This is a genomic window from Rheinheimera sp. KL1, from assembly GCF_001275035.1.
Taxonomy (GTDB): domain Bacteria; phylum Pseudomonadota; class Gammaproteobacteria; order Enterobacterales; family Alteromonadaceae; genus Pararheinheimera; species Pararheinheimera tangshanensis.
Genome location: NZ_LAMX01000004.1, coordinates 83,091 through 104,720, shown reverse-complemented (window position 1 = coordinate 104,720; position 21,630 = coordinate 83,091). Strand labels below are relative to the sequence as shown.

Below are 21,630 nucleotides of genomic sequence, written 5' to 3'. Positions count from 1 at the left end.
AGCGAAGTTATCCAAGGCAAATCAAAAGGAAATCCAGCAAATATGCGTACAAAAAATAATGCCAGTCAGCTTAACTGACTGGCATTAGGCCTCCCTGCTGCCTTTTATTAACAAGATAGCGCTTGTATTCAGTAGATGCGATGTACCCCAATCCTGACTGGCTGCGCTCCGATTTTTTATTGTAGTTAACGTAACAGCGGGCGGATGTCGACAATGCTTAAGTCGCTGCTGACGCCCAGATAACGCTCGTAATAGGCCTTGTGTGATGAACCCACAATGGCCAGTGCTTTACTGCCAGAGCCTATAGTTTCGCGAATATTAGCGACCATTCTCATATTACGGGTTTCCCAGTACGCCAGATATTTGCGCCCTGTATTCCCTGGCACTTGTGCACCCGCTGCAGCAGCAAAGTCACCTGCGACGGCCCGACGAGCCTCCTCTACCGAATTAGTAGAGCTGTACCACTCCAACACGCTGGCTTCTTTATTTTCAACGAAATGTTTGTGCTGCTGCTCAAACAAGGCTGCACGTTGTTTTGTCCACTCGTTATTCCAAATTTGCCTGATTTCCTGCTCAAAGACTTTTTCATCCATCTGGCCAATAGCCGCATCTCCGGTATGATCATCTACCGGATACACCTGTTCATGGCCTAGTTGCACCGCCAATGCCGCGGCAATACTGACATTTTCATTCATCTGTAAGCTGCGTTTTTCCAGTTGAGCCACCAGCTCTGCAGTCAGGCCATCGGCGCTGATCCGTTCTGTTTTTGGTAATCGTAACCACTGCACTACTGCTGAGACCGGATTACCTGCCGTCATAAATAACGCAGACAACCGACGACGCTCTGAGTGCGGACGATTGGTGGTTGGGATAGCTAAGAGCCTGGCTATCTGTTGACTGGCTTCGGCACCGGATAGCTTAAGTGCTTGTCTGGCCACCGTTGGATCGTAACAATACTGCTCTGCCGTGTCGGGGTAAGCAAACTGATAATCCCGCAGAAAATCGCACTGTGCACCAGAAAGTGCTTCAATCAGAATTTTGTCAGGGGCAAAAGTAGCCAACCGGTTCAACAAGGGGGTCAGCCTGCTCTTATCAAAATCAGTCGGCAGGGAAGATAAATGTGAAGTGCCCAGCACGGCGATTTGGCTAAGCCCACCGCGCTCTGCTGCAGCTTTATCGGCCAGATAAACTGCCTGAGCGAATTCAGTGTCTGGTTTTGGATTTGTTACTGCAGCTGGTGCTTCGGCTGAGCTGAGTAAAGCAGCCACTAATAACGTAGTAAGCATAAAATCTCCAAAGCTGTGGAATGTAATCAGGTGAACTGTTACTACTCTAGTTGGGCCGCAGTGCAGCGCCAACCAGCGAACTGTAACGCCTTCATGCTTTTTGTAACAAAGTTCTTGCTCGAAAAAAAATGCTTCAGAGTCAGACCCTGAGCCCGACTCCGAATCCAAACTTTGTGCTACAATCGCCGCCCGCTTTAACCCGGAGAATTGTCGCGGATGTCCCATCTGAATCCACTGGAAAAACGTGCCGCCTGGTCTTTGGCACTGGTATTTGCTTTCCGGATGCTTGGTTTATTTATGCTGATCCCCGTCTTTGCCATTTTTGGTAAAGACCTGATCGGCTTTTCGCCTTTGTGGATAGGCTTAGCTATAGGTGCTTATGGTTTAACTCAGGCGCTGTTACAAATTCCTATGGGTTGGCTGTCCGATAAGTGGGGCAGAAAGCCGGTGATGCTGCTGGGGCTTAGCTTTTTTGTGCTGGGTTCTGTGGTCGCGGCTTTAGCAGATTCTGTCTATATGGTGACTTTTGGTAGGGTACTGCAGGGTATGGGTGCTATTTCCGGCGCTGTGATGGCGCTCGCTTCCGACCTGACCCGTGAAGAACAACGACCCAAAGTCATGGCTGTGATTGGTATGACCATAGGTTTGTCCTTCACTATAGCTATGGTGGCAGGGCCTGCTATAGCAGCGGCCAGCGGGTTAAGTGGTATTTTCTGGTGCACTGCTTTGATGGCCATTACCGGTTTGTTGTTGGTCTGGAAAGTGGTGCCTGTAGCCGTCAGTAAAGCGCCAGCTTCTGAAACTTTGGCTACCAAAGGCCAAATCGCAGCGCTATTTCGTCACCCGGAATTATTGCGACTGAACTTTGGTGTATTGGTTCTGCACCTGTTATTAACAGCTATTTTTGTGGTGTTACCCACTTTGCTGCTGCAGCAAAATTTCCTGTCAGAACAACATTGGCAACTCTATCTGCCTGTTTTAATTGCGGCTTTTATTCTGATGGTGCCGCTGATGATTTTGGCCGGCCGCAAGCAACAGGAAAAAGGCTATTTATTACTGGCAATAAGCCTGCTTATTGTTAGTTTTGTGTTAATTTTAATCAATCAGCAGTTGTGGTCGATCACCCTGGCGCTGTTGTTGTTTTTTGTTGGTTTTAATTATTTAGAAGCCAGCATGCCTGCTTTGTTGTCGCGTATTGCCCCTGCTGGATTAAAAGGTACTGCTATGGGTACTTATGCCAGTGCGCAGTTTTTTGGCGCCTTTGCTGGCGGTATTTTAGGCGGTGCTGTGGCAAGTTTCAGCAGCGGTGAATCCTTGTTTGCCGTGGCTGCCCTGATTGGTTTACTATGGTTAGCTTATGCCAGCCGCATGACAGTGCCTGCGCGATCGCAACGACTGTCATTGCCTGTCAAAGTGGCCGATGAAGCCGCCGCAGCCCAATTGGCGCAGCGCCTGACCCAACTCAACGGAGTGTTGGAAGTCACAGTGGTGGTTGCGGAACAACGTTTGTATTTAAAAGTCGGCCAGCAACAATTTGATTTGGCAGAGGCACAGTCTTTGGTTGAGAGCAGCCAAAAAAGTTAAGGAGAAGTCGCATGGCTCGTGGAATTAATAAAGTAATACTCATTGGTAACCTGGGGACAGATCCTGAAGTCCGTTATATGCCGACAGGTGGTGCAGTAGCCAACCTGACGATCGCGACCAGCGAAAGCTGGACGGACAAAACTACCAATGAGAAGAAAGAAAATACCGAATGGCACCGTGTCGTGATTTATCAGCGTTTGGCTGAAATTGCCGGTGAATATCTGCGTAAAGGCAGCAAGGTTTATATCGAAGGTCGTTTGCGTACCCGTAAGTGGCAGGATCAGCAAGGTGTTGAGCGTTACACCACCGAAATCATTGCCAATGAGCTACAAATGTTAGATGGCCGTGGTGAAGGTCAAGGCGCTGGCATGGGTCAGGCTCCGGCTATGGGTGGCGGTGCTCCTATGGGTCAGCAAGGCGGTTATCAACAACCTGCCGCTGCACCACAACAACGTATGCCACAAGCAGCTCCGGCTCAGGGCGGTTATGCCCCGCAAGCTCCAGCTGCTGCAGCACCGGCACAAGGCGGTTACCAGCAACGTCCAGCTCAGGGCGGCTTCCAGAGTCAGGGCAATTTTAACCAGCCACAAGGCGGTTTTAATCAGGCAGCACCACAACAACGTGGCCCAATGGAACCACCAATCGACTTTGATGACGATATTCCGTTCTGACTCACCGCTTTTGAAAGTGTAAATTTAAGCCTCTGACATCAGAGGCTTTTTTATGTTATTTATTCCGGTGCAGCATCTGAACTGCTACTTCTTTTCCTAAACTGTGCCGCTTTATATCTGTTGCCGCATATAGCCATGCTGCACCAGCGGCGTTTGTGGGCTTTGGTGCGGTCGTAGAACCACAAAATACAGTCGGGGTGTTCACATCGTTTCACCAAATCAACTTTGCCTTCGACCAGTAGTTCAGCGATAGCTTGTGCGACCGGGCCTAATAAAGTTCCAATGCCGTTGCTGTGTGAAATACGGCTCAACTTGAGCTTGCCTTCTGCATCCCTTACCAGATGAGGCGCAGTATCGAAAGCGCGTAGATACTGATTTAACTCGCTGATCTCCAGTGGTCTTTCTTCTTTAAATGCGCTGATGAGTTGCCGCGCCAGTGACCGTAGGGCTTTGGCCTGAGTCAGCAGTTCACCGGCGGCAAAAGTCTTACCCTCTGCTGCCAGGGTAATGTCGTAGCGTGCCAGCCACTGCAACACATCATCGTCACTGTTCCAGAATTCAATAGCTTTACCATCATTACGGGCTTCTGTATTGAGCAAGTCCATTGCTAAATGATCGCCCAGCATAGGTGCGCCAGTTAAAGTTTCTTCATGCAGAATTTCTGAAACAATCATAAGTAACCTCTAAAAATATATTTGACAGGTTACTTTGTTTGGGCCAGACTGAGTTCAAGTAACCAATTAATTTAAATTATACGGGTTACTAAGTGATATTGCCAACTTTAACTTTACGGAGTCACTATGAACACGAAACAACTGTTACTGGCAGCTGCCGCTTTAACTGCCTCTCTTTCTGCCACAGCCGCAGAAGATAAGACGCAAGTGCGTTATCAGAGCCTGGATGTGCAGGGTGTGAATGTGTTTTACCGCGAGGCGGGTTCGCCACAAGCACCAACCCTGTTGTTGTTGCATGGTTTTGGCGCTTCGTCTTATATGTTTCGGGATTTAATGCCAAAACTGGCAGAACAATATCATGTGATAGCACCGGATTTGCCTGGTTTTGGTCAAACCACCATCAAGCCTGGCGTAGCATTTACCTATAGCTTCGATAATCTGGCCTCAGTGATTGATGCGTTTACCCTGGCTAAAAAGCTGGAACGTTACGCGCTGTATGTGTTTGATTATGGTGCTCCTGTCGGCTGGCGTCTTGCGGTGAAGAACCCGGACAAGATCACAGCTATTGTCAGCCAAAATGGTAATGGCTACGAAGAGGGCCTGAGTGAAGGTTGGGCTGATATGCGCAAAGCCTGGGCTAACCCAACAGCGGAAAACCGCGAAGCTCTGCGTAAGTTCAACACCGCAGAGATGCTGAAGTGGCAATACACTGAAGGTGTCGAAGATACCTCCGTCATTGCACCTGAACCTTATCAGTTGGCTTATGCTGCTATTGAGCGCCATGGGGTGGATGCACAGATGGACTTATTGGTGGATTACGGCAGTAACGTGAAACAATACAAGCAGTTGCATCAGTTCTTCCGCGCCAAGCAGCCACCTTTGTTGGCGATTTGGGGTGAAAAAGATCCGTTTTTTCTTCCTGCTGGCGCCAAAGCATTCCAGCGTGATAATCCAAAAGCTGAAGTGCAGTTTGTAAATAGTGGTCACTTTGCTATTGAAACCCACGGCAAGGAAATAGCAGCAGCTATGCTGGAGTTTTTGAACCGTAGTATCAAACCTTAAGTTTGACCACTATCACAACGGCGGGCTTAAGGCCCGCTTTGATGATTTTAATCTGCAGTTTTTGCATTGCCCGTCATTTTCTCTACCAGATAATCAACAAAGACTCTGACTCTGGCAGGCATAGTGTGACCCCCAATAAAAACCGCATGAATGGCTTCGCGGTCTTGCGGATTGTAGTCTTCAAGTAAAGCCACCAGTTGGCCTGTGGCCAGTGCCTGCTGTACATGAAAACAACCGACACGGGTTATCCCTATGCCCTGCAGCGCCAGTTCGACCAGGGTCTCTCCATTATTCGCTATCACATTGCCGCTGACGGCGAGCATATAGTCCTGATTATTTTCACGAAAAGGCCAGCCAGGTTCTAAGCGCCTGAAACTGAAATCCAGACAATTGTGATGGGCTAAATCAGCTGGTGTTTGTGGGACTCCGGCTTTGGCCAGATAGTCGGGGGAAGCCAGCACAACACGGCCCGTTTCACCCAAACGACGGGCATGCAGGCCGCTATCTGGCAACTGGCCAAAACGAATTGCCACGTCGACATGGCCTGCCTGAACATCGCGGATTTGGTCTGATACATCGATTTCAATACGAATATCCGGGTAGCGCTGCAAAAACTCTTTCAGTAGCGGCACTATAGTCAGGCGGCTATGGGCCGTTGCCGTCGTCACTTTAATACTGCCACTTGGACTGCCCCTGCTGGCAATGCTGCTCTCTGTATCTGCTAAATCTTTTAAAATTCGCCGGGCGGCCAGCGCATAAGACTCGCCTTCACTGGTTAAACGCAATTTGCGGGTGCTGCGCACTATCAGCCTGACTCCCAGACGTTTTTCAAGGCGGGTCATAATACGGCTGACGGCGGATGGCGTCAGATCCAGTTCACGGGCTGCCGCACTTAAACTGCCGGTGCAGGCAACGGACAAAAAGGTCTCCATTTCTGCTGTTCGGTCTGTCTTTCCTGTCTTTTCAGCGCTCATTTGTGACTCCACGGCAAAACTGAATGTATCCTGCGCTACTTTTTCTCAGTGTTGTGATTATTTATATTCCTTCGCGTCACAAATTAGCGAGACTTTGCATGAAAATCAATATTCCTTTACTGGCCCTTGCTTTGGGGGCTTTTGGTATAGGTGTCACAGAGTTTTCCCCTATGGGGATGTTACCTGTGATTGCCAATGACCTGGCAGTTTCTATTCCAACTGCTGGTATGTTAATCAGCGCCTATGCCTTTGGTGTGCTGATTGGCGCACCTTTAATGACTTTAGTTTTTGCCAATATGAGCCGTCGCAACCTGCTGCTGTTGTCTATGGGTATTTTTACTCTGGGTAATCTGATCTCTGCTATGGCGGATAGCTATAACCTGTTGTTATTTGGCCGTATTGTCACCTCATTTAATCACGGCGCTTTTTTTGGTGTGGGCTCAGTGGTTGCTATGAGTATTGTGCCGCCAGAAAAGCGAGCTGGCGCCGTAGCTGCTATGTTCTCTGGTTTGACCATCGCCACTATAGGCGGGGTACCTTTGGCTACTTACATTGGTGAAGTGATTGGCTGGCGTCCTGCCTTTTTTGCTATGGCTGTGATAGGGGTAGTGACTATGCTGGCGCTGCGTTTGTCATTACCGCCACTGGCGAATGAAAGCAAAGCCAATGTGCGTAATGAGCTCAGAGTACTGAGCAAAGGCTCTGTGTTAGCGGCCTTACTGTTAACAGTAGTCAGCTCAAGCTCAATGTTTACTGTTTTTACCTACATAGTGCCTATATTGCAGGATGAGACTCATGCCTCGACGGCTTTTGTCACCTCCATGCTGGTGTTGTACGGTACAGGTTTGGCGCTAGGCAATTATCTGGGCGGCCGTTTTGCCGACCGCTCGCTGGATTTAACTCTGATCGCCTCTTTGGTGGCTGTCACTCTGTTATTAGCGCTGTTCTCCGTCACAGTGTCATCGCCGATGATAGTCGCGCCTTTAATCTTTTTATGGGGCATCGCCAGTTTTGCCTTGGTGCCGCCACTGCAATCTCTGGTGGTACAGGAAGCCAAAGCAGCGCCTAATTTAGCTGCAGCTATGAACATCGGAGCTTTTAATCTGGGGAATGCTTTGGGCGCTGTGCTGGGTGCTGCCATTATCAAAGCAGGTTTAGGCTTAAGTTATGTGCCTTTGGCTGGTGCTGGTACCGCCTTGCTTGGGCTTGTGATGGTGTTGTGGTTCAGGCGTGGCCGTCAGCAAGGCAGCCAACAAAGTCCGGTTACGGCTAATTAAACAGAAGAGTCTAAAGCAGCCTGAATGTTCAGGCTGCTTTGTTGTATCAAGGTTTTGGAATGGGCTGAGAAAAAGCAGCCAGCATATAGACTAGCGGAGCATTCCAGTTGATAGCTATTTCGTTGCTGGCATAGCTGCAGTAATCATCGACATAAGATTTAGCGGGTAACTTGCTGCTGTACTTACATTTATCCTGCTGCCCAGGCTGAGCACCACCAGCTAACCAACCTGGTACAGGAGGCTGAATTCCGTCCGCTTCAGAAGGGCGATGATGGATATGTTGTGGACTTTTTATACCAAAACCTGTGACATAGGTTAAATCCAGCGGATTACGGCCCAGCACATAATCCAGCAAACCTTGCGCTGCCTCTATGTAGCTGGCTTTAGCTGAGATTTGGTTAGCTTTAAAAAGCAAAATAGCCTTATTCATCGCCACCGCATTGCTACCCCAGACAAAATCGCCCGGTAACATGGCTACTTTATAAGCTGAAGCCTGATGTTGGGCGACAAACTGATCGGCTACTTTGGCGATAGCGCTGAATACCAACTGGCTTTGCTCTGGTGTCAGCTGGTTTGCTTGTTTTGCCAATGAGAAATAGCCCAAAGCGGCGACCGAAGCCCATGAGGCGGTTTGTGCTGGCTGAGCTAATTGAAAAAACTGCTGCAGATAAGACTGTTCCCCTGTCAGTAAATAAAGCTCAGCTGCAGCCCAGGAGAATTCATCGGCCAGATGTTGATCGCCGTAAGCACCTGTGCTGACATCTTTTGGTTGTTGATAATAAATAGCCGGATTCTTACTGGCCCATTGCCATGCCTGAATGGCCTGTTGTCTGAACAGAGCCGCCTTACCGGGCTGCTGCGCTTCAAATTCGCTGAGTACTCTGCTGGCTTTAGCCATGACAGCGGCAAAGTTTAAACTGGCTGCTGTGGTTTTTGCACCAGATAACGTTGTGCTACTGCCTGGTGTGGCATCACAGTGCCATCAAAATTCAGATTAGTCAGTTTATGATAAACCCCGCCGTCGGCTGGGTCCTGCATAGTGCTGAGCCAGTCCAGATTCCATAGCACTTCATCCAGCAAGTCGGGCATATTGTTGCCGGATTCAGGAATAGTCCATTGTCGCTCGCGGTAAAAGTCTTTGAAATCAGTCCAGGCATCTAACAAGGTGTAGGTGGTGATGCCTGAATTCACCACGTATTTATTGTAATCACCGGCGTCATACCAGCCTTTGGGCGACTGAACTACAGTGCCTGTGGGGCGGCTGGCTGAAGCGGCTGAGGCATGTATTTTTATCTGATTATCCGGATGTCCGGCAGGCCTGGCCCATACACCTGCATAAGCCGGATCCAGCTGCTGTGAAGCTCTGTTGAAGTAATAAGCTTTAATAGCTGCATCATGCAATTGGGCATAAGGTTGGGCGGCAATCTGCAGTTCAACCGGGGCATAGCCTGCAACCTCCAAGCGATAACGGCCATTGTTTTGTACCTGACTAAAATCAGCAAGGCTGACGGTTTCGCCTGCAGGTGCCCAAAGCTGAGCCTCTGAACTTTGGCCTTTAAAGACCATCTTGCCTGATGGTAAAGCGACTAACTGAAAAGTGTGTTGGTTTTTCCCTGGGATCACGGCCAGTTTTTGGCCCTGGCTCTGGTAGCCACTTTGATTCACTTTCAGCAAAGCGGGTGGCTCTGCTGCGCCGCAAGTGGCAACAAAGGCAAAACAAAACACAGGAAAAGCCAGACGCATAACAAAATCCTTGTTCAGGGAGTCAGACTTCAAGCTTGTTGCGCCAAAGGCGAGAGAAGGCTGAAGTCTTTGTTTTCAGATTTATGAAGTCAGGCCAGAATCTTAGCTGCTATGACCTCTGCGTTAAAGCCAAAATATTCCAGCAAGGCAGGGCCAGGTGCTGATTCACCAAAACTGCTGATACCAATAATCAGGCCTTTTTTACCGACGTATTTGTACCAGAAATCTGGGTGAGCTGCTTCTATCGCAACAAGTTTCGCCTGATCAGGTAGCACCGAATCCCGGTAAAACTCAGATTGCTGGTCAAACAAAGTAGTGCTTGGCATAGACACCACATTGACTTTTTTACCTACTGCACTCAGCTGTTCGGCAGTATCACAGGCCAGTTGCAGTTCAGAGCCCGTGGCTATCAGCACTATATCTGGCGCGCCGCCGCAGTCTTTTAAAATATAACCGCCTTTGCTGATCAGGTTGATTTGCTCTGGGTTGCGCTGGAATTGACGTAGATTTTGTCGGCTAAAGACTAAAGCTGAAGGCGAACTTGTGCTGGTTAAAGCCGATTTCCAGGCTACTGCGGTTTCAGTTAAATCAGCAGGCCGCCAGGTCACCAGATTGGGCGTAGTGCGTAAGTTGGTCAGCTGTTCTATCGGTTGGTGAGTTGGGCCGTCCTCGCCCTGTCCAATAGAGTCATGAGTAAAGACATAAATAGTCGGCAGTTTCATTAACGCCGACATCCGTACTGCATTGCGGGCGTATTCCATAAACATCAGGAAAGTGGCGCCATAACAGCGGAAACCACCGTGGGCTGTGATGCCGTTCATTATGGACGCCATACCAAATTCGCGTACGCCGTAATAAATATAATTGCCGGAACTATCGTCTTTCGTCAGGCCTTTGCTGCCAGACCATAAGGTTAGGTTAGAACCTGCCAAATCGGCTGAGCCACCTAAAACTTCAGGAACAAGTGCTGCAAAGTGCGCGATACAAAGCTGAGAGGCTTTGCGGCTGGCGATATCCTGCTGCTGGTTCTGGCAATTTTCGATAAAACTTTGTGTGGCTTCTTCAAAATTAGCGGGTAACACTCTGTCTATCACCCGGCGTTGGTATTCTGCGGCCAGTTCAGGGTATTCGTTTTTATAAGCGGCAAATAGCTCTGTCCATTGTTGTTCAATAGCGGCGCCTTTGGGTTTGCAGTCCCAGGCGGCATAAACTTCGGCCGGAATTTCAAAAGGTGCATAAGGCCATTGCAGAAATTCGCGGGCTTTGGCGATTTCATTGTCGCCCAGTGGAGAGCCGTGGCAGTCATGTGAGCCGGATTTATTCGGGCTGCCAAAGCCGATAATGGTTTTGCAGCAAATCAAAGTAGGCCTGGCCGTTTCGGCCTGAGCTTGTCTGATGGCATCAGCAATTTGCGCAGGGGTATGGCCATCTACCTGAATGACCTGCCAGCCATACGCATGAAAACGCGCTGGCGTATCGTCAGTAAACCAGCCTTCAACATGACCATCAATAGAAATGCCATTGTCATCCCAAAAGGCAATCAGCTTGCCAAGGCCTAAAGTACCAGCCAAAGAGCAAGCTTCGTGTGATAGGCCTTCCATCAGACAGCCATCACCTAAAAAGCAGTAGGTAAAATGATCCACTACCGGGTAATCAGGCCGGTTAAATTGCGCCGCCAGCGTTTTTTCGGCGATGGCCATCCCCACCGCATTGGCGATACCTGCACCTAAAGGACCTGTGGTGGTTTCGACACCTGGGGTGTAACCCAATTCAGGGTGGCCCGGGGTTTTCGAGTGCAGCTGACGAAAAGACTTCAAGTCTTCGATAGATAACTCATAACCCGTCAGATGTAGTAAGGAATACAACAGCATAGAGCCATGGCCATTACTCAGCACAAAACGGTCTCTGTTACTAAAAGACGGATTAGCCGGGTTATGTTTTAAAAATTGCAGCCATAGGACTTCGGCAATATCGGCCATACCCATAGGCGCACCCGGGTGGCCTGAATTGGCTTTTTGTACTGCATCCATAGTTAAAGCGCGGATGGCGTTGGCGCGGGTTTGGTGATCAGTATGCATGGCAGAATCCTAACGGCTTTGAGCTAAGTGATGTAACAGTTGTTCCAGCTTGCGCTGATCCACGGCAAATTTACGAATACCCTCGGCCAGTTTCTCAGTAGCCATAGCGTCTTCATTCAGTTGCCATAAAAATTCGGCCTGACTCAGGGCTTTGGCTGTGGCAGGGCTTTGAGTGCTCTGCGGCTGTAAAGCTGCAGGCAAAGGCTCGGTCGAGTCTTTCAGTTGCAGTAACAAGTTTGGGGCTATAGTCAGCAGATCACAGCCTGCTAACTGGCGAATTTGATCGACATTACGGAAACTAGCGCCCATGACGACAGTAGGGATACCATGGTTCTTGTAATGGTTATAAATAGTTTTAACTGATATAACGCCAGGGTCTTTGTCGCCGGAAAAATCCTGCTCTGGCTGATTTTGTTTGTACCAGTCCAGAATCCGGCCGACAAAAGGCGAGATTAAAGTTACACCAGCGTCAGCACAGGCTTTGGCCTGAGCCAGACTAAAAATCAGCGTCAGGTTGCAGTGAATACCTAATTTTTCCAGTCGGGCTGCGGCCTGAATGCCTTGCCAGGTGGCAGCCAGTTTAATCAGTACTCTGTTTGAGTCCACTCCTGCTGCGCGGTAGCGCCCAATAATACTCAAAGCTTTAGCCACACTGGCTTCGGTATCAAAAGACAAGCGGGCGTCAATTTCAGTCGATACCCGGCCCGGTATATGGCGCAAAATTTCACAGCCAAAATTCACTGTGACTTGCTCACAGGCTGCGGTTATGTCCTGTTCATTGCCTTTGAGTGCACTGACTAATAAATGCTGATAATCCGCCTGCTGGCTGGCCTGTAAAATAAGCGATGGATTGGTAGTGGCTTCGGTCGGTTGCAACTGCTCTATAGCAGCAATATCACCGCTGTCTGCCACTACCACCGTTAGTTTGCTGAGTTGTTCTAGCTGATTCATTTCAATTCCTTTCCCCTTCGTTCGCATTACTTTGGGGTCTAATTTTCTTCTGTTATTTATCCGTGTTCACGATTCTTTTACTTTGCTCTGGCCCCAAGTAACTGGGTTTCAGGCCGCCTGTATCAATGATCAGTTTTTGCAGTACTAAAGCCGGGTCGACCAGATAAATCCGTAATTTGTGTTCGCCTGCTTTATCCACTTTCAGTGTGCTTTTGATGGTTCTGACGCCATCCAATACGGCCTTATCCCAAACCGCCGGACTTTTATCCGCCAGACTGTCGATCAATTCGGGCTTGTCATTATTCAGCGCCACAGCAAAACGTAAACCACGGCCAGGCACCAGATCCAAAGTCGGAGCTATCACGCTATGCAAGGTAAATTCACCAGTGGAATGGAAATACAGCGGGTATTCCAGATAAGGGGCTTTGCCACTATCTTTGATTTGATAATCCAGCTCCGTCATAGCTGCCATTGAGGCTTCACCACGGCCATGGCCTGGGATCAGTTGCCACCAGCTTTGATTGTTGTTGCCCTGCACTTTGGCACTGGCGGCGTCCAGCGCTATATAGCCGTCTGCTTCAACAAAACCTGAAGTTGGTTCTGTGTCAGGTTTCACAGCCGATACTTTAATTTTTGCCCCGCCCCAGCCCGTGCCCTGCACATGCACTTCACCGACATTCAGCCCGGTTTTCACTTTGCTCCAGTCAATGCTGACCTGAACCGTCTGAGCCACTTCAATCTGGCCTTTGGTTTGGCTGAGCTGGATCCAATCGGTTGATGCTTTAGCATTGAATTCAAAAGGCAAACTGCCTTTGTTAAAGACTTCAATAGCGCGCTGTTTTTGGCCGTGAGGGTAAAAAGGGTCCAGCTCTAACGGCTGGCCTTTGTATTCGCTGATGGGCCATGAAAAAGCCGAGCCTTCAGGCGCCACGCCCATATCTGCCACTGGCATAGGTTCGGCTACTGAAACCACAGGCATTAAATTCGCAGGTGGGTTACGCCAGTAGGTAAAACCAATATGAGGCTGCGACATCATATGGTTCCAGCGGCCATTGCCGAGGTTGTGATAAATATTCGTCAGTTCAGCGTCCTGCTTAAACCAGAAACGCACTTGTTCAGCCCAATACGTAGTAGTGACCCTGCCTTGTTCGCCATGCAATTTATTCATCGCTACGGCACGGTTTAATTCATACACAGCCTGACTGGCTTTGAGCGGATGTGATACCAGCTGGATATAAGCATCCCTTTGTTCAGTCGGTAGTTGAGAGTACAACTCATCGGATTTTTTCACTAAAGCAGCAAGTTCGCCGCTAACACGTTCCGCTTCCTGATAATGCAAAATGCTGTAGGTATCAGGTTCCACGGCTTCGGGTTTACGACGGCCGTTGTGTCTGGTGTAGCCCTGAATCAATTCAGCTACGGTTGCGGCATGCTCTGCACTGAATTGTTGGCTGGCCCAACTGACAGCAAATTGTTCTAAGTTATCGGCTTTAAAAGCCGGCGGGTTCCAGGCCATGCGCAGGAAAAAGTCGATAGGAAACTCCATCGGCTTTAAATCGCCAACATTGACTATCCAGATACGGTCGGCCTGAAATTGCCAGGCTAAATTCATCTGCTCCCAGATTTTTGCCATGGGCACTGTATTGATCCAGCGGTAAGAACGCGGGCTACCAACATAATCAAAGTGATAATACACACCAGCGCCACCTTTGCGGCCACGCTCTTCTGCTGTGGGCAGACGGCGGATATTGCCATAGTTATCATCAGCCCAGAGCAAAGTGACATCGTCCGGTACCCGCATGCCACGTTCGTAAAAGCCTTGTACCTCTTTGTACAAAGCCCAGACTTGTGGCACTTCAGTGATCGGCCTGTCTTTAAAGGTGTCCGTTAAGATCTGGCGTTGGTCGGCTACGACTTGCTCCAGCAAGCCGATGTTTTCGCCTTCACTCATTGGCTCATCTTCCTGACCCCGCATGCCAAGGGTATAAATGCTTTCCAGATGTTGATGCCGCTTTGCGCCTTCTTGCCAGAACTTGTAGATGTTGGCTCTGTTGCTGGAGTATTCCCACGGCCCTTTGCCGTATCTGTTCCACTCTTTGTCGGCGCGCATCATAGGTTCGTGGTGGCTGTTGCTCATCACTATGCCCATTTCATCAGCCAAAATAGCGTTTTGTGGGTCGTCATCAGCAAAGGCGTTATTCCACATGGCAGGCCAAAGGAAATTCGACTTTAGCCGCAGCAACAGCTCAAACACATGCTGATAAAACTTGCTGTTGTAGCCGCCAAATTTTTCGGTGGTCCAATTGGTTAAAGCCGGGTGCTCGTCATTTAAAAAGATGCCACGGTATTTCACTTTGGGCGCATCGGTCAGTTTTGTGCCTGCTTTGATATAAAGCTCTGGTTGTTGTTTCACCGGCACATCGGCCCACCAGTGCCAGGGCGAGACTCCTATAGTTTCGGCCAGATCATAAACACCAAAAATGGCGCCACGTTTATCGCTGCCCGCTATCACCAACGCTTGTTCTACGCCCGGCAGTGGTTGTTCAACCACCTGAATCAAATAAGCTTCCCAGCGGCCCTGAATGGCGCTTACATCCAGCTTGCCTGCTGCTATCAGTTGGTCCAACAGAGTGTTGTTACCCAGACTGCCGATAATCAGCAGCTGTTTGGCTTGTGTTGTGGTACTGATGCTTAAGCTTTTACCACTGACCTTTTGGATATCCTGTTGCAGACTTTGTACGGCGCGTTTTAAGCCTTTATGGTCTTTGTCATCCAGTTGAATTTGGGCCACAGAACTTTTTCCCACCAAAGCAAAGTCGCCTTTGGTGGGTTGTTGCGCCAGATAATCGCCGGGTAACGCTGTGACTGCAGCGCTGAATAAAGCGAAAACTAAGCTGAAGGCAAAACGGATCTTCATGGTGCGGCCTCTTGTTCCTGTCGGGCATGCACACCCAAGGTCGTGCCGACAAAACCACCCGCAACCTGAGTACTTAAGATTTTGGCATCCTGCACTTCACCCAATTGCTGCCAGTCGCCTTGTGGCTTCGCATAGAAAAAGCTGATTTCTCCGGCTTTACCCTGAATTCTGAGTTGCAGTTGTTCGGTCGTTGCGGCTAAAACCTGACTGGCGATAACAACAGCTTTACCGCCTTTGGCTTGCTCTAAAAAGACAGTAGTGTTGTCTGCCACTGTTTTTACGCCCAGATAGTAGTGATACTGCTCATTCTGAAAGGCCACCAAACCCGCTGAAATCTTGCCTTTTGGCACCACCAGGCTGGTGCTGGTTTCAAAGCTGGTATGTTGCTGGCGACGCGCTATAAAGGCTGGTTGTGCTAACGAATCCACACCGACAGCTTTGGCATTGATATTGAGGTTTTGTCCATCCAGTGTGAACCAGCTTTGGTCAAACTCACGCAGCAGGTTCCAGTCCAGTTTTAAGCTCGAACTATCAAATTCATCACGCCAGTGAAAATTGCTGGTCTGACTCAAAGCTTTGGTACTGCTGACAAGGCCAGCAGGTGCCGCAAGGCGATAAGGAATAGCCTGGCCTTTGGGCAAAATAGTGGGCCATTCGTCCTGCCAGCTGACCGGCAGTAAAAAGCTTTCGCGGCCAGTATTAAAAAAAGTTTGGTCATAAGTGCGGGTGGCCAGAAATACAGCCCACCACTGACCGTCCGGTAGCTGCACTAAATCGGCATGACCCGCTGTGGTAATAGGGTTGGGCCTGTCAGCTGGTAAATCGCGTTGCGTCAGAATAGGGTTGTTGCCATAAGGCACAAAAGGTTGTGTCAGGCTGCGGGTTCTGAATACCACGCTGAATGTTGATCGGCTGTGCCACCTTCGGCACAGACCAGATAATACCAGCCGTTGTGCTTGTAAATATGCGGTGCTTCAATCCAAATCGGTTTGGTGCTTAAGTCGACACCACCATTGACCAGCAGTTGTTTTGACTCTGGCAATACAGCTTTTTTTACCGGGTTGTATTGCCACAGCCAAATAGCTCTGTGGCCTTCATACAAAGCCTCGCCCGGCGCCTCGCCGTTATGGCTGATGTAGACTTTGCCGTCGTCATCAAAAAAGATATCCGGGTCTATGCCTTCCACTTCAGGCAACCAGATAGGGTCAGACCAGGGCCCGGCCGGGTCTGTGGCGGTCAGAATAAAGTTGCCTCCTTTATCCACGACAGTGGTGATGATGTAAAACGTGCCGTCGTGATAGCGAATAGTAGGGGCAAAAATACCACGGGAGACTTGCATACCCGACATATCCACTTGCGAGGCACGGCTCAGTGCATGGCCTATCAGCTGCCAGTTCACCAGATCTGTGCTGTGTAAAATGGGTAAACCCGGCGTGTAGGAAAAAGACGAGGTCACCATGTAATAGTCATCACCACGGCGGGTAATACTTGGATCCGGAAAAAAGCCTGCAACAACCGGATTCTGGTAGCTGCCTTTGGCTACAGGGTCGGCAAATATCGTGTCCTGGCCCTGATAATCAAACCAGTGAAAAGTAGCTGTGGTGCGTTGTGGCTGAGCCGGTGGTTCCGGCTGACATCCGCTGAGTAACAGGCCAAGGCCTAGGAGCGCAGAAGTGTAGATTGTGTGCATTTTTCGCTGTTCCTTTGACTGCTTGTGTCAGGTTTAAACAGAAAAATACCATGATCATCAAAGGCTTCAGCTTTATGAAAATACGTCAGCTTAGTGCGTTTTTTCGGTGGCAGGAGTTAAAAAGTTGCAGGGCGCGAACCACAGATACGCCCTGCAAATCAGTGAGTGATCAGTCGTTTACCGCCAGATGATTCATCGCTTCACCACGGCTCTCCCGGTATTCTTTCGGGGTCTGGCAAAAATGGCGTTTAAACACCGCATACATGTATTGCAGTGACGGATAGCCGCAGATATTGGCTATTTCAATAGGGTTCACCTGAGTGTCGAGCAGCATTTTGCAGGCTTTGACCAGCTTCTGGTTATGCAGCTCAGTGTGGATCGAATGTCCCCGTTCTGCTCTGAAGCGTTGTTCCAGATTGGATCGGGAAATACCGACAAAGTCAGTGACTTGCTCCACTTTAGCCCCACGGGTTGCATGGCGGCGGATATAGTGCATGGCCTGAATGACATAAGGGTCGCGCAGCGCTTTAAAGTCTGTAGACTGGCGGGACGCCACGCCCACGGGCGGCACCAGAATACGTTTATTACCTACATCTATATTATTCAGTTGGGTGTGCAGCAGTTTGGCTGCTTTATAACCCATTTCAAAACACCCCTGAGTCACAGAACTCAAACTAATGCGGTTCAGAAAGCGGGCTATATCGTCGTCATCTATGCCAATGATAGAAATGTTATCCGGCACCACTATGCCCAAATGTTCACAGGCTTGCAGCAGATGGCGGGCGCGGGAATCGGTGACGGCAATAATGCCAATGGGTTTGGGTAAACTTTGGATCCAATCGGTCAGACGATTCATGGCGTATTGCCAGGTTTCAGGTCTGGTGCAATGGCCTTGATAAATCTGACAATCGTAACCGTCCTGCGCTGTTAATTTTTTAATCGCATTCTCGCGTTCAGTGGCCCAGCGGTGCTGATCGTCGGTTGGCACACTGTAAAAGGCGAAACGGTCTAAACCTTTGCGTTTCAGGTGTTCGTAAGCCGCACTGACCAGCGCGAAGTTGTCGGTGGCGACATAAGGCACGGTAGGATAATCGGAAGCTTTGCTGTAAGAACCGCCTACACCCACTATAGGTTTACTGGTTCCGGCCAAAGCGCGTTCAATATTCATATCGTCGAAGTCGGCGATAATACCGTCGCCACCCCATTCGTGAATGTGTTCGAGACGACAGAGAAAGTCTTCCTCCAAATACACGTCCCAGTCCACTTTTGATGATTGCAGATAATGACCTATGCCTTCGATCACTTGCCTGTCGAATACCTTGTTAGCATTAAACAACAAGGTAATGCTGTGTTTAGCTTTAAACATATAACCTGTCCCCGTCTTGTCATTTTTTATACTCTTCGTACCTGAAGTCGTAGCTTCAGTTTTTTTGAGTATTTATCGTTATCTTTTTTTGTTTTTGTATTTAAGCGGGTTAAATATTAGCCAGCTGGGTTTTTTTGGCAAACGGTAAAACAGAATTCAGCACCGAATTATGAATTTTCGTAATTGCTGCTCAGCAATCCCTCGCCAAGTATTAGCTCACCAAAAGTCAGAACAGATTTCAGAGTATGTATATAGGCATAGATTTAGGTACTTCGGGCATCAAAGTAATTTTGCTGGGCGAAAACGGCAAAGTCATTGATAGCGCCAGTGCTGAGTTGTCCGTTAGCAGGCCTTTGCCTTTATGGTCAGAGCAAAACCCAGAGCATTGGTGGCTTGGGTTGCAGTCTTGTCTGGACCAGCTAAGAGGGCGTCAGTCGTTAGCAGCGGTGAAAGCCATAGGTTTAGCGGGCCAGATGCATGGCGCAACCTTACTGGACGCGCAAAATCAGATTATTCGCCCAGCGATTTTATGGAACGATGGCCGCTCTTTTGCCGAGTGCAAGCAGTTGGAGCTGAAGGTTAGCGATTTGCCGCAGATCACCGGCAATCTGGCGATGCCGGGTTTTACTGCACCTAAATTGTTGTGGTTACGTCAGCAGGAACCAGAAGCTTTTGCCCGCGTTGCTAAAGTGTTATTGCCCAAAGATTATCTGCGTTTTTGCTTAAGTGGTGATTTTGCCTCCGATATGTCGGACAGTGCCGGTACTTTATGGCTGGATGTGGCCAAGCGGGACTGGAACGACGAGCTGCTCTGTGCTTGCGGTTTAAGCCGCAATCAAATGCCCGCATTGTATGAAGGTAATCAGATCACCGGAACCTTGTTGCCTGAGTTAGCCGAGCGTTGGGGTATGCAGGCTGTGCCTTTAATTGCAGGTGGTGGTGATAATGCTGCCGGTGCTGTCGGCGCTGGCATAGTGCATCCGGGCCAGGCCATGCTATCGCTAGGCACTTCGGGTGTGTATTTTGCCGTTAGTGATGGTTTTCTGGCCAATCCACAGTCTGCGGTACACAGCTTTTGTCATGCTTTGCCAAATACCTGGCATTTAATGTCTGTCACCTTAAGTGCGGCCAGTTGTTTGCAATGGTACGCCGAACACATAGTGAAAACTCCGGTGGCGACTTTGCTGGCTGATTTGGAGCAAGGGCCTGAAAATAGTGAACAGCTGCCGCTGTTTTTACCTTACCTGTCGGGCGAGCGCACGCCGCATAACAACCCCAATGCCAAAGGGGTCTGGTTTGGTCTGGACTACAACACAGACCAAAAAGCTCTGACCTATTCAGTGCTGGAAGGTGTCAGTTTTGCCTTGTTCCAGGGCGCAGAAGCTTTGCATGCCAGCGGTTTGGAGCCGACAGAAATTAATCTGATAGGTGGTGGTGCCAGAAGTCCTTACTGGCGGCAATTGCTGGCTGATCTAATGAACCAGCCACTGACCTTCAGAGAAGGTGGTGAAGTAGGGCCCGCCTTAGGTGCAGCCCGTCTGGCCCATTTAGCTCTGGAACCAGAGACAGCACTGGATTTGCTTTGCCCACCGCCGCCAGTGGTCAGCCAGCATCAACCCAATGCTCAACGTCATGCCGCTCTGGCCAAACGCTACAACAAATTTAAAGCCTTGTATCAGTCCTTGGCTGAGCATTTTTAAACTTGCAACTATTTCCCTGCGTCATTGCAATTGGAGCCAACAAAGCTGCATCTGGGATATTCCCTATGGATTTACAGTTGTGGCTAGGCGGCAAGTAAGCGAGACCCCGGGAGCATAGTTTACCTATGTGACTGGGGGGAGTGTCGAGCCAACAACGCATGGCTGTAAAGAGACGGGAATAAATAAGGTTGCTCTGAAAAAACATAATTGTGATTAAAGCCAGCTATGCCCACCATTAGCAGCATTGGAATTGATGTAACACAGGAGAGCAACATGGCTCAGTATTTCGACCAGATTAACAAAATAGAGTATGAAGGTGCCGATAGCACCAACCCTTTGGCCTTTAAGCATTACAACGCCAATGAAAAAATCCTGGGTAAAACCATGGCAGAGCATTTGCGTATGGCAGCTTGCTACTGGCACAACTTCTGCTGGAATGGTCAGGACGTGTTCGGTCAGGGCACTTTTGGCCGCCCATGGTTAGAAGCCGGTGACGCTATGGCGCAAGCCAAAGCTAAAGCCGATGTGGCTTTTGAATTCTTCAGCAAGCTGAGCATTCCTTATTACTGCTTCCACGACATTGACGTTGTACCTGAAGGCAACAGCATTAAAGAATACATCAACAACTTCGCCGCTATGGTGGATGATCTTGAGCAAAAGCAAGCTGAAACCGGCGTAAAACTGTTATGGGGCACAGCGAATTTATTCAGTAACCCACGTTACGCTGCAGGCGCTGCGACCAATCCAAATCCAGAAATTTTCAGCTACGGCGCTACGCAAGTGTTCCATGCGATGAACGCCACTCAGCGTTTAGGTGGTGAAAACTACGTATTGTGGGGCGGTCGTGAAGGTTACGAGACTCTGCTGAACACTGACCTGCGTCAGGAGCGTGAGCAACTGGGTCGCTTTATGCAAATGGTGGTTGAGCATAAGCATAAAATCGGCTTTAAAGGCACCTTACTGATCGAACCTAAGCCACAGGAACCTACTAAGCACCAGTACGATTACGATTCGGCTACTGTGTATGGTTTCCTGAAGCAATTTGGTCTGGAAAAAGAATTCGCGATGAATATTGAAGCTAACCACGCCACGCTGGCTGGTCATTCGTTCCACCATGAAGTAGCGACTGCTATTTCGCTTGGAATTTTTGGCAGCATAGACGCCAACCGCGGTGATGCCCAAAATGGCTGGGATACAGACCAATTCCCGAACAGCGTAGAAGAGCTGAGTCTGGTGATGTACGAAATTCTGAAGGCGGGTGGTTTCACTACGGGTGGCTTTAACTTTGATGCCAAATTACGCCGTCAGAGCATGGACCGCGCCGACATGTTCCATGGTCATATTGGTGGTATGGACCACCTGGCTATGGCATTAAAACGTGCTGCAGTTCTGGTTGAGAAAGACTTTTTAGGTAAAGCAGTCGCAGAGCGTTATGCCGGCTGGAATGGCTCTTTAGGGAAAGCTATTCAGAGCAGCGAGCATTCACTGCAATCTCTGGCCGCTCTGGTTGAGCGCGAACAGTTAAGCCCGAAAGCCGTCAGCGGCCGTCAGGAATTGCTGGAAAATCAGGTGAATCTGGTGTTGTTCAGGTAAGGGATCCCGAACCCTGTCGTTGCCCGGCTAGCCGGGTATTTTATCCGGGCGCAGAGAAGCTACT

General features: G+C 49.3%; 16 protein-coding genes and 1 pseudogene. 6 read left to right on the top strand and 11 right to left on the bottom strand.

Going from position 1 to position 21,630, the window contains the following annotated elements; translation table 11 throughout:
- Window positions 1-185: 185 nt before the first annotated feature.
- The gene (locus tag WH43_RS01690; protein WP_053422928.1) at window positions 186-1,286 is read right to left on the bottom strand and encodes a DUF5694 domain-containing protein; all 1,101 of its coding nucleotides are present in this window, start codon (window positions 1,284-1,286) and stop codon (window positions 186-188) included.
- A 216-nt stretch (window positions 1,287-1,502) separates the two neighbouring features.
- Here WH43_RS01690 and WH43_RS01685 point away from each other — a divergent pair, with 216 nt between their 5' ends.
- Together WH43_RS01685 and ssb are read left to right on the top strand one after the other, a co-directional pair.
- On the top strand, window positions 1,503-2,870 hold the full coding sequence (locus tag WH43_RS01685; RefSeq protein ID WP_053422927.1) for an MFS transporter: 1,368 nt from the start codon (window positions 1,503-1,505) through the stop codon (window positions 2,868-2,870).
- 11 nt (window positions 2,871-2,881) lie between these two features.
- Window positions 2,882-3,541 carry a single-stranded DNA-binding protein gene (ssb, locus tag WH43_RS01680; protein ID WP_053422926.1) on the top strand — a complete coding sequence of 220 codons (660 nt, stop codon included), beginning with the start codon at window positions 2,882-2,884 and terminating at the stop codon, window positions 3,539-3,541.
- Between the two features lie 59 nt (window positions 3,542-3,600).
- Here ssb and WH43_RS01675 read toward each other — a convergent pair whose 3' ends face one another.
- Window positions 3,601-4,215: a CGNR zinc finger domain-containing protein gene (locus tag WH43_RS01675; RefSeq protein ID WP_053422925.1), complete on the bottom strand. Its 615-nt coding sequence runs from the start codon at window positions 4,213-4,215 to the stop codon at window positions 3,601-3,603.
- A 126-nt stretch (window positions 4,216-4,341) separates the two neighbouring features.
- On the opposite strand from WH43_RS01675, the gene WH43_RS01670 reads away from it, so the two are divergent.
- Window positions 4,342-5,277 (top strand): alpha/beta fold hydrolase, encoded by a 936-nt coding sequence (locus WH43_RS01670; RefSeq protein WP_082335630.1) that lies wholly within the window; start codon window positions 4,342-4,344, stop codon window positions 5,275-5,277.
- A gap of 47 nt (window positions 5,278-5,324) precedes the next feature.
- Here the strand turns inward: WH43_RS01670 and WH43_RS01665 are convergent, their stop codons facing one another.
- A complete protein-coding gene (locus WH43_RS01665; protein ID WP_053422924.1) occupies window positions 5,325-6,251 on the bottom strand; it encodes a LysR family transcriptional regulator in 927 nt (308 codons plus the stop codon).
- 98 nt (window positions 6,252-6,349) lie between these two features.
- Here WH43_RS01665 and WH43_RS01660 point away from each other — a divergent pair, with 98 nt between their 5' ends.
- On the top strand, window positions 6,350-7,528 hold the full coding sequence (locus WH43_RS01660) for an MFS transporter (RefSeq protein WP_053422923.1): 1,179 nt from the start codon (window positions 6,350-6,352) through the stop codon (window positions 7,526-7,528).
- Window positions 7,529-7,574: 46 nt separating this feature from the next.
- On the opposite strand, the gene WH43_RS21160 is transcribed toward WH43_RS01660, so the two are convergent.
- The 8 genes and pseudogenes from WH43_RS21160 to WH43_RS01625 form a co-directional block, all read right to left on the bottom strand.
- Window positions 7,575-8,426 carry a glycoside hydrolase family 9 protein gene (locus WH43_RS21160; RefSeq protein ID WP_053422922.1) on the bottom strand — a complete coding sequence of 284 codons (852 nt, stop codon included), beginning with the start codon at window positions 8,424-8,426 and terminating at the stop codon, window positions 7,575-7,577.
- Window positions 8,427-8,440: 14 nt separating this feature from the next.
- Window positions 8,441-9,271 carry a glycoside hydrolase family 9 protein gene (locus tag WH43_RS21155; RefSeq protein WP_053422921.1) on the bottom strand — a complete coding sequence of 277 codons (831 nt, stop codon included), beginning with the start codon at window positions 9,269-9,271 and terminating at the stop codon, window positions 8,441-8,443.
- Between the two features lie 89 nt (window positions 9,272-9,360).
- Entirely contained in the window at window positions 9,361-11,349 is a 1,989-nt protein-coding gene (gene tkt, locus WH43_RS01645) for a transketolase (protein ID WP_053422920.1), read from the bottom strand.
- 9 nt (window positions 11,350-11,358) lie between these two features.
- Window positions 11,359-12,300: a transaldolase gene (gene tal, locus WH43_RS01640; RefSeq protein WP_053422919.1), complete on the bottom strand. Its 942-nt coding sequence runs from the start codon at window positions 12,298-12,300 to the stop codon at window positions 11,359-11,361.
- A 52-nt stretch (window positions 12,301-12,352) separates the two neighbouring features.
- Window positions 12,353-15,217: a glycosyl hydrolase 115 family protein gene (locus WH43_RS01635; RefSeq protein WP_082335628.1), complete on the bottom strand. Its 2,865-nt coding sequence runs from the start codon at window positions 15,215-15,217 to the stop codon at window positions 12,353-12,355.
- Window positions 15,214-15,789, bottom strand: a complete 576-nt coding sequence (locus tag WH43_RS20190) for a beta-xylosidase family glycoside hydrolase (protein WP_286049389.1) — start codon at window positions 15,787-15,789, stop codon at window positions 15,214-15,216. Before WH43_RS20190 ends, WH43_RS01635 begins: the two co-directional genes overlap by 4 nt.
- Window positions 15,790-15,924: 135 nt before the next feature.
- Window positions 15,925-16,907 (bottom strand): annotated as a pseudogene (locus WH43_RS20185) (glycoside hydrolase family 43 protein); the annotation flags it as partial.
- A 169-nt stretch (window positions 16,908-17,076) separates the two neighbouring features.
- Window positions 17,077-18,273, bottom strand: coding sequence for a XylR family transcriptional regulator (locus tag WH43_RS01625; RefSeq protein ID WP_053422918.1), 1,197 nt, complete (start codon window positions 18,271-18,273; stop codon window positions 17,077-17,079).
- 245 nt (window positions 18,274-18,518) lie between these two features.
- Here WH43_RS01625 and xylB point away from each other — a divergent pair, with 245 nt between their 5' ends.
- Window positions 18,519-19,973 (top strand): xylulokinase, encoded by a 1,455-nt coding sequence (gene xylB / locus WH43_RS01620; protein ID WP_053422917.1) that lies wholly within the window; start codon window positions 18,519-18,521, stop codon window positions 19,971-19,973.
- 273 nt (window positions 19,974-20,246) lie between these two features.
- Window positions 20,247-21,566, top strand: coding sequence for a xylose isomerase (gene xylA, locus WH43_RS01615; protein WP_053422916.1), 1,320 nt, complete (start codon window positions 20,247-20,249; stop codon window positions 21,564-21,566).
- Window positions 21,567-21,630: the final 64 nt, after the last annotated feature.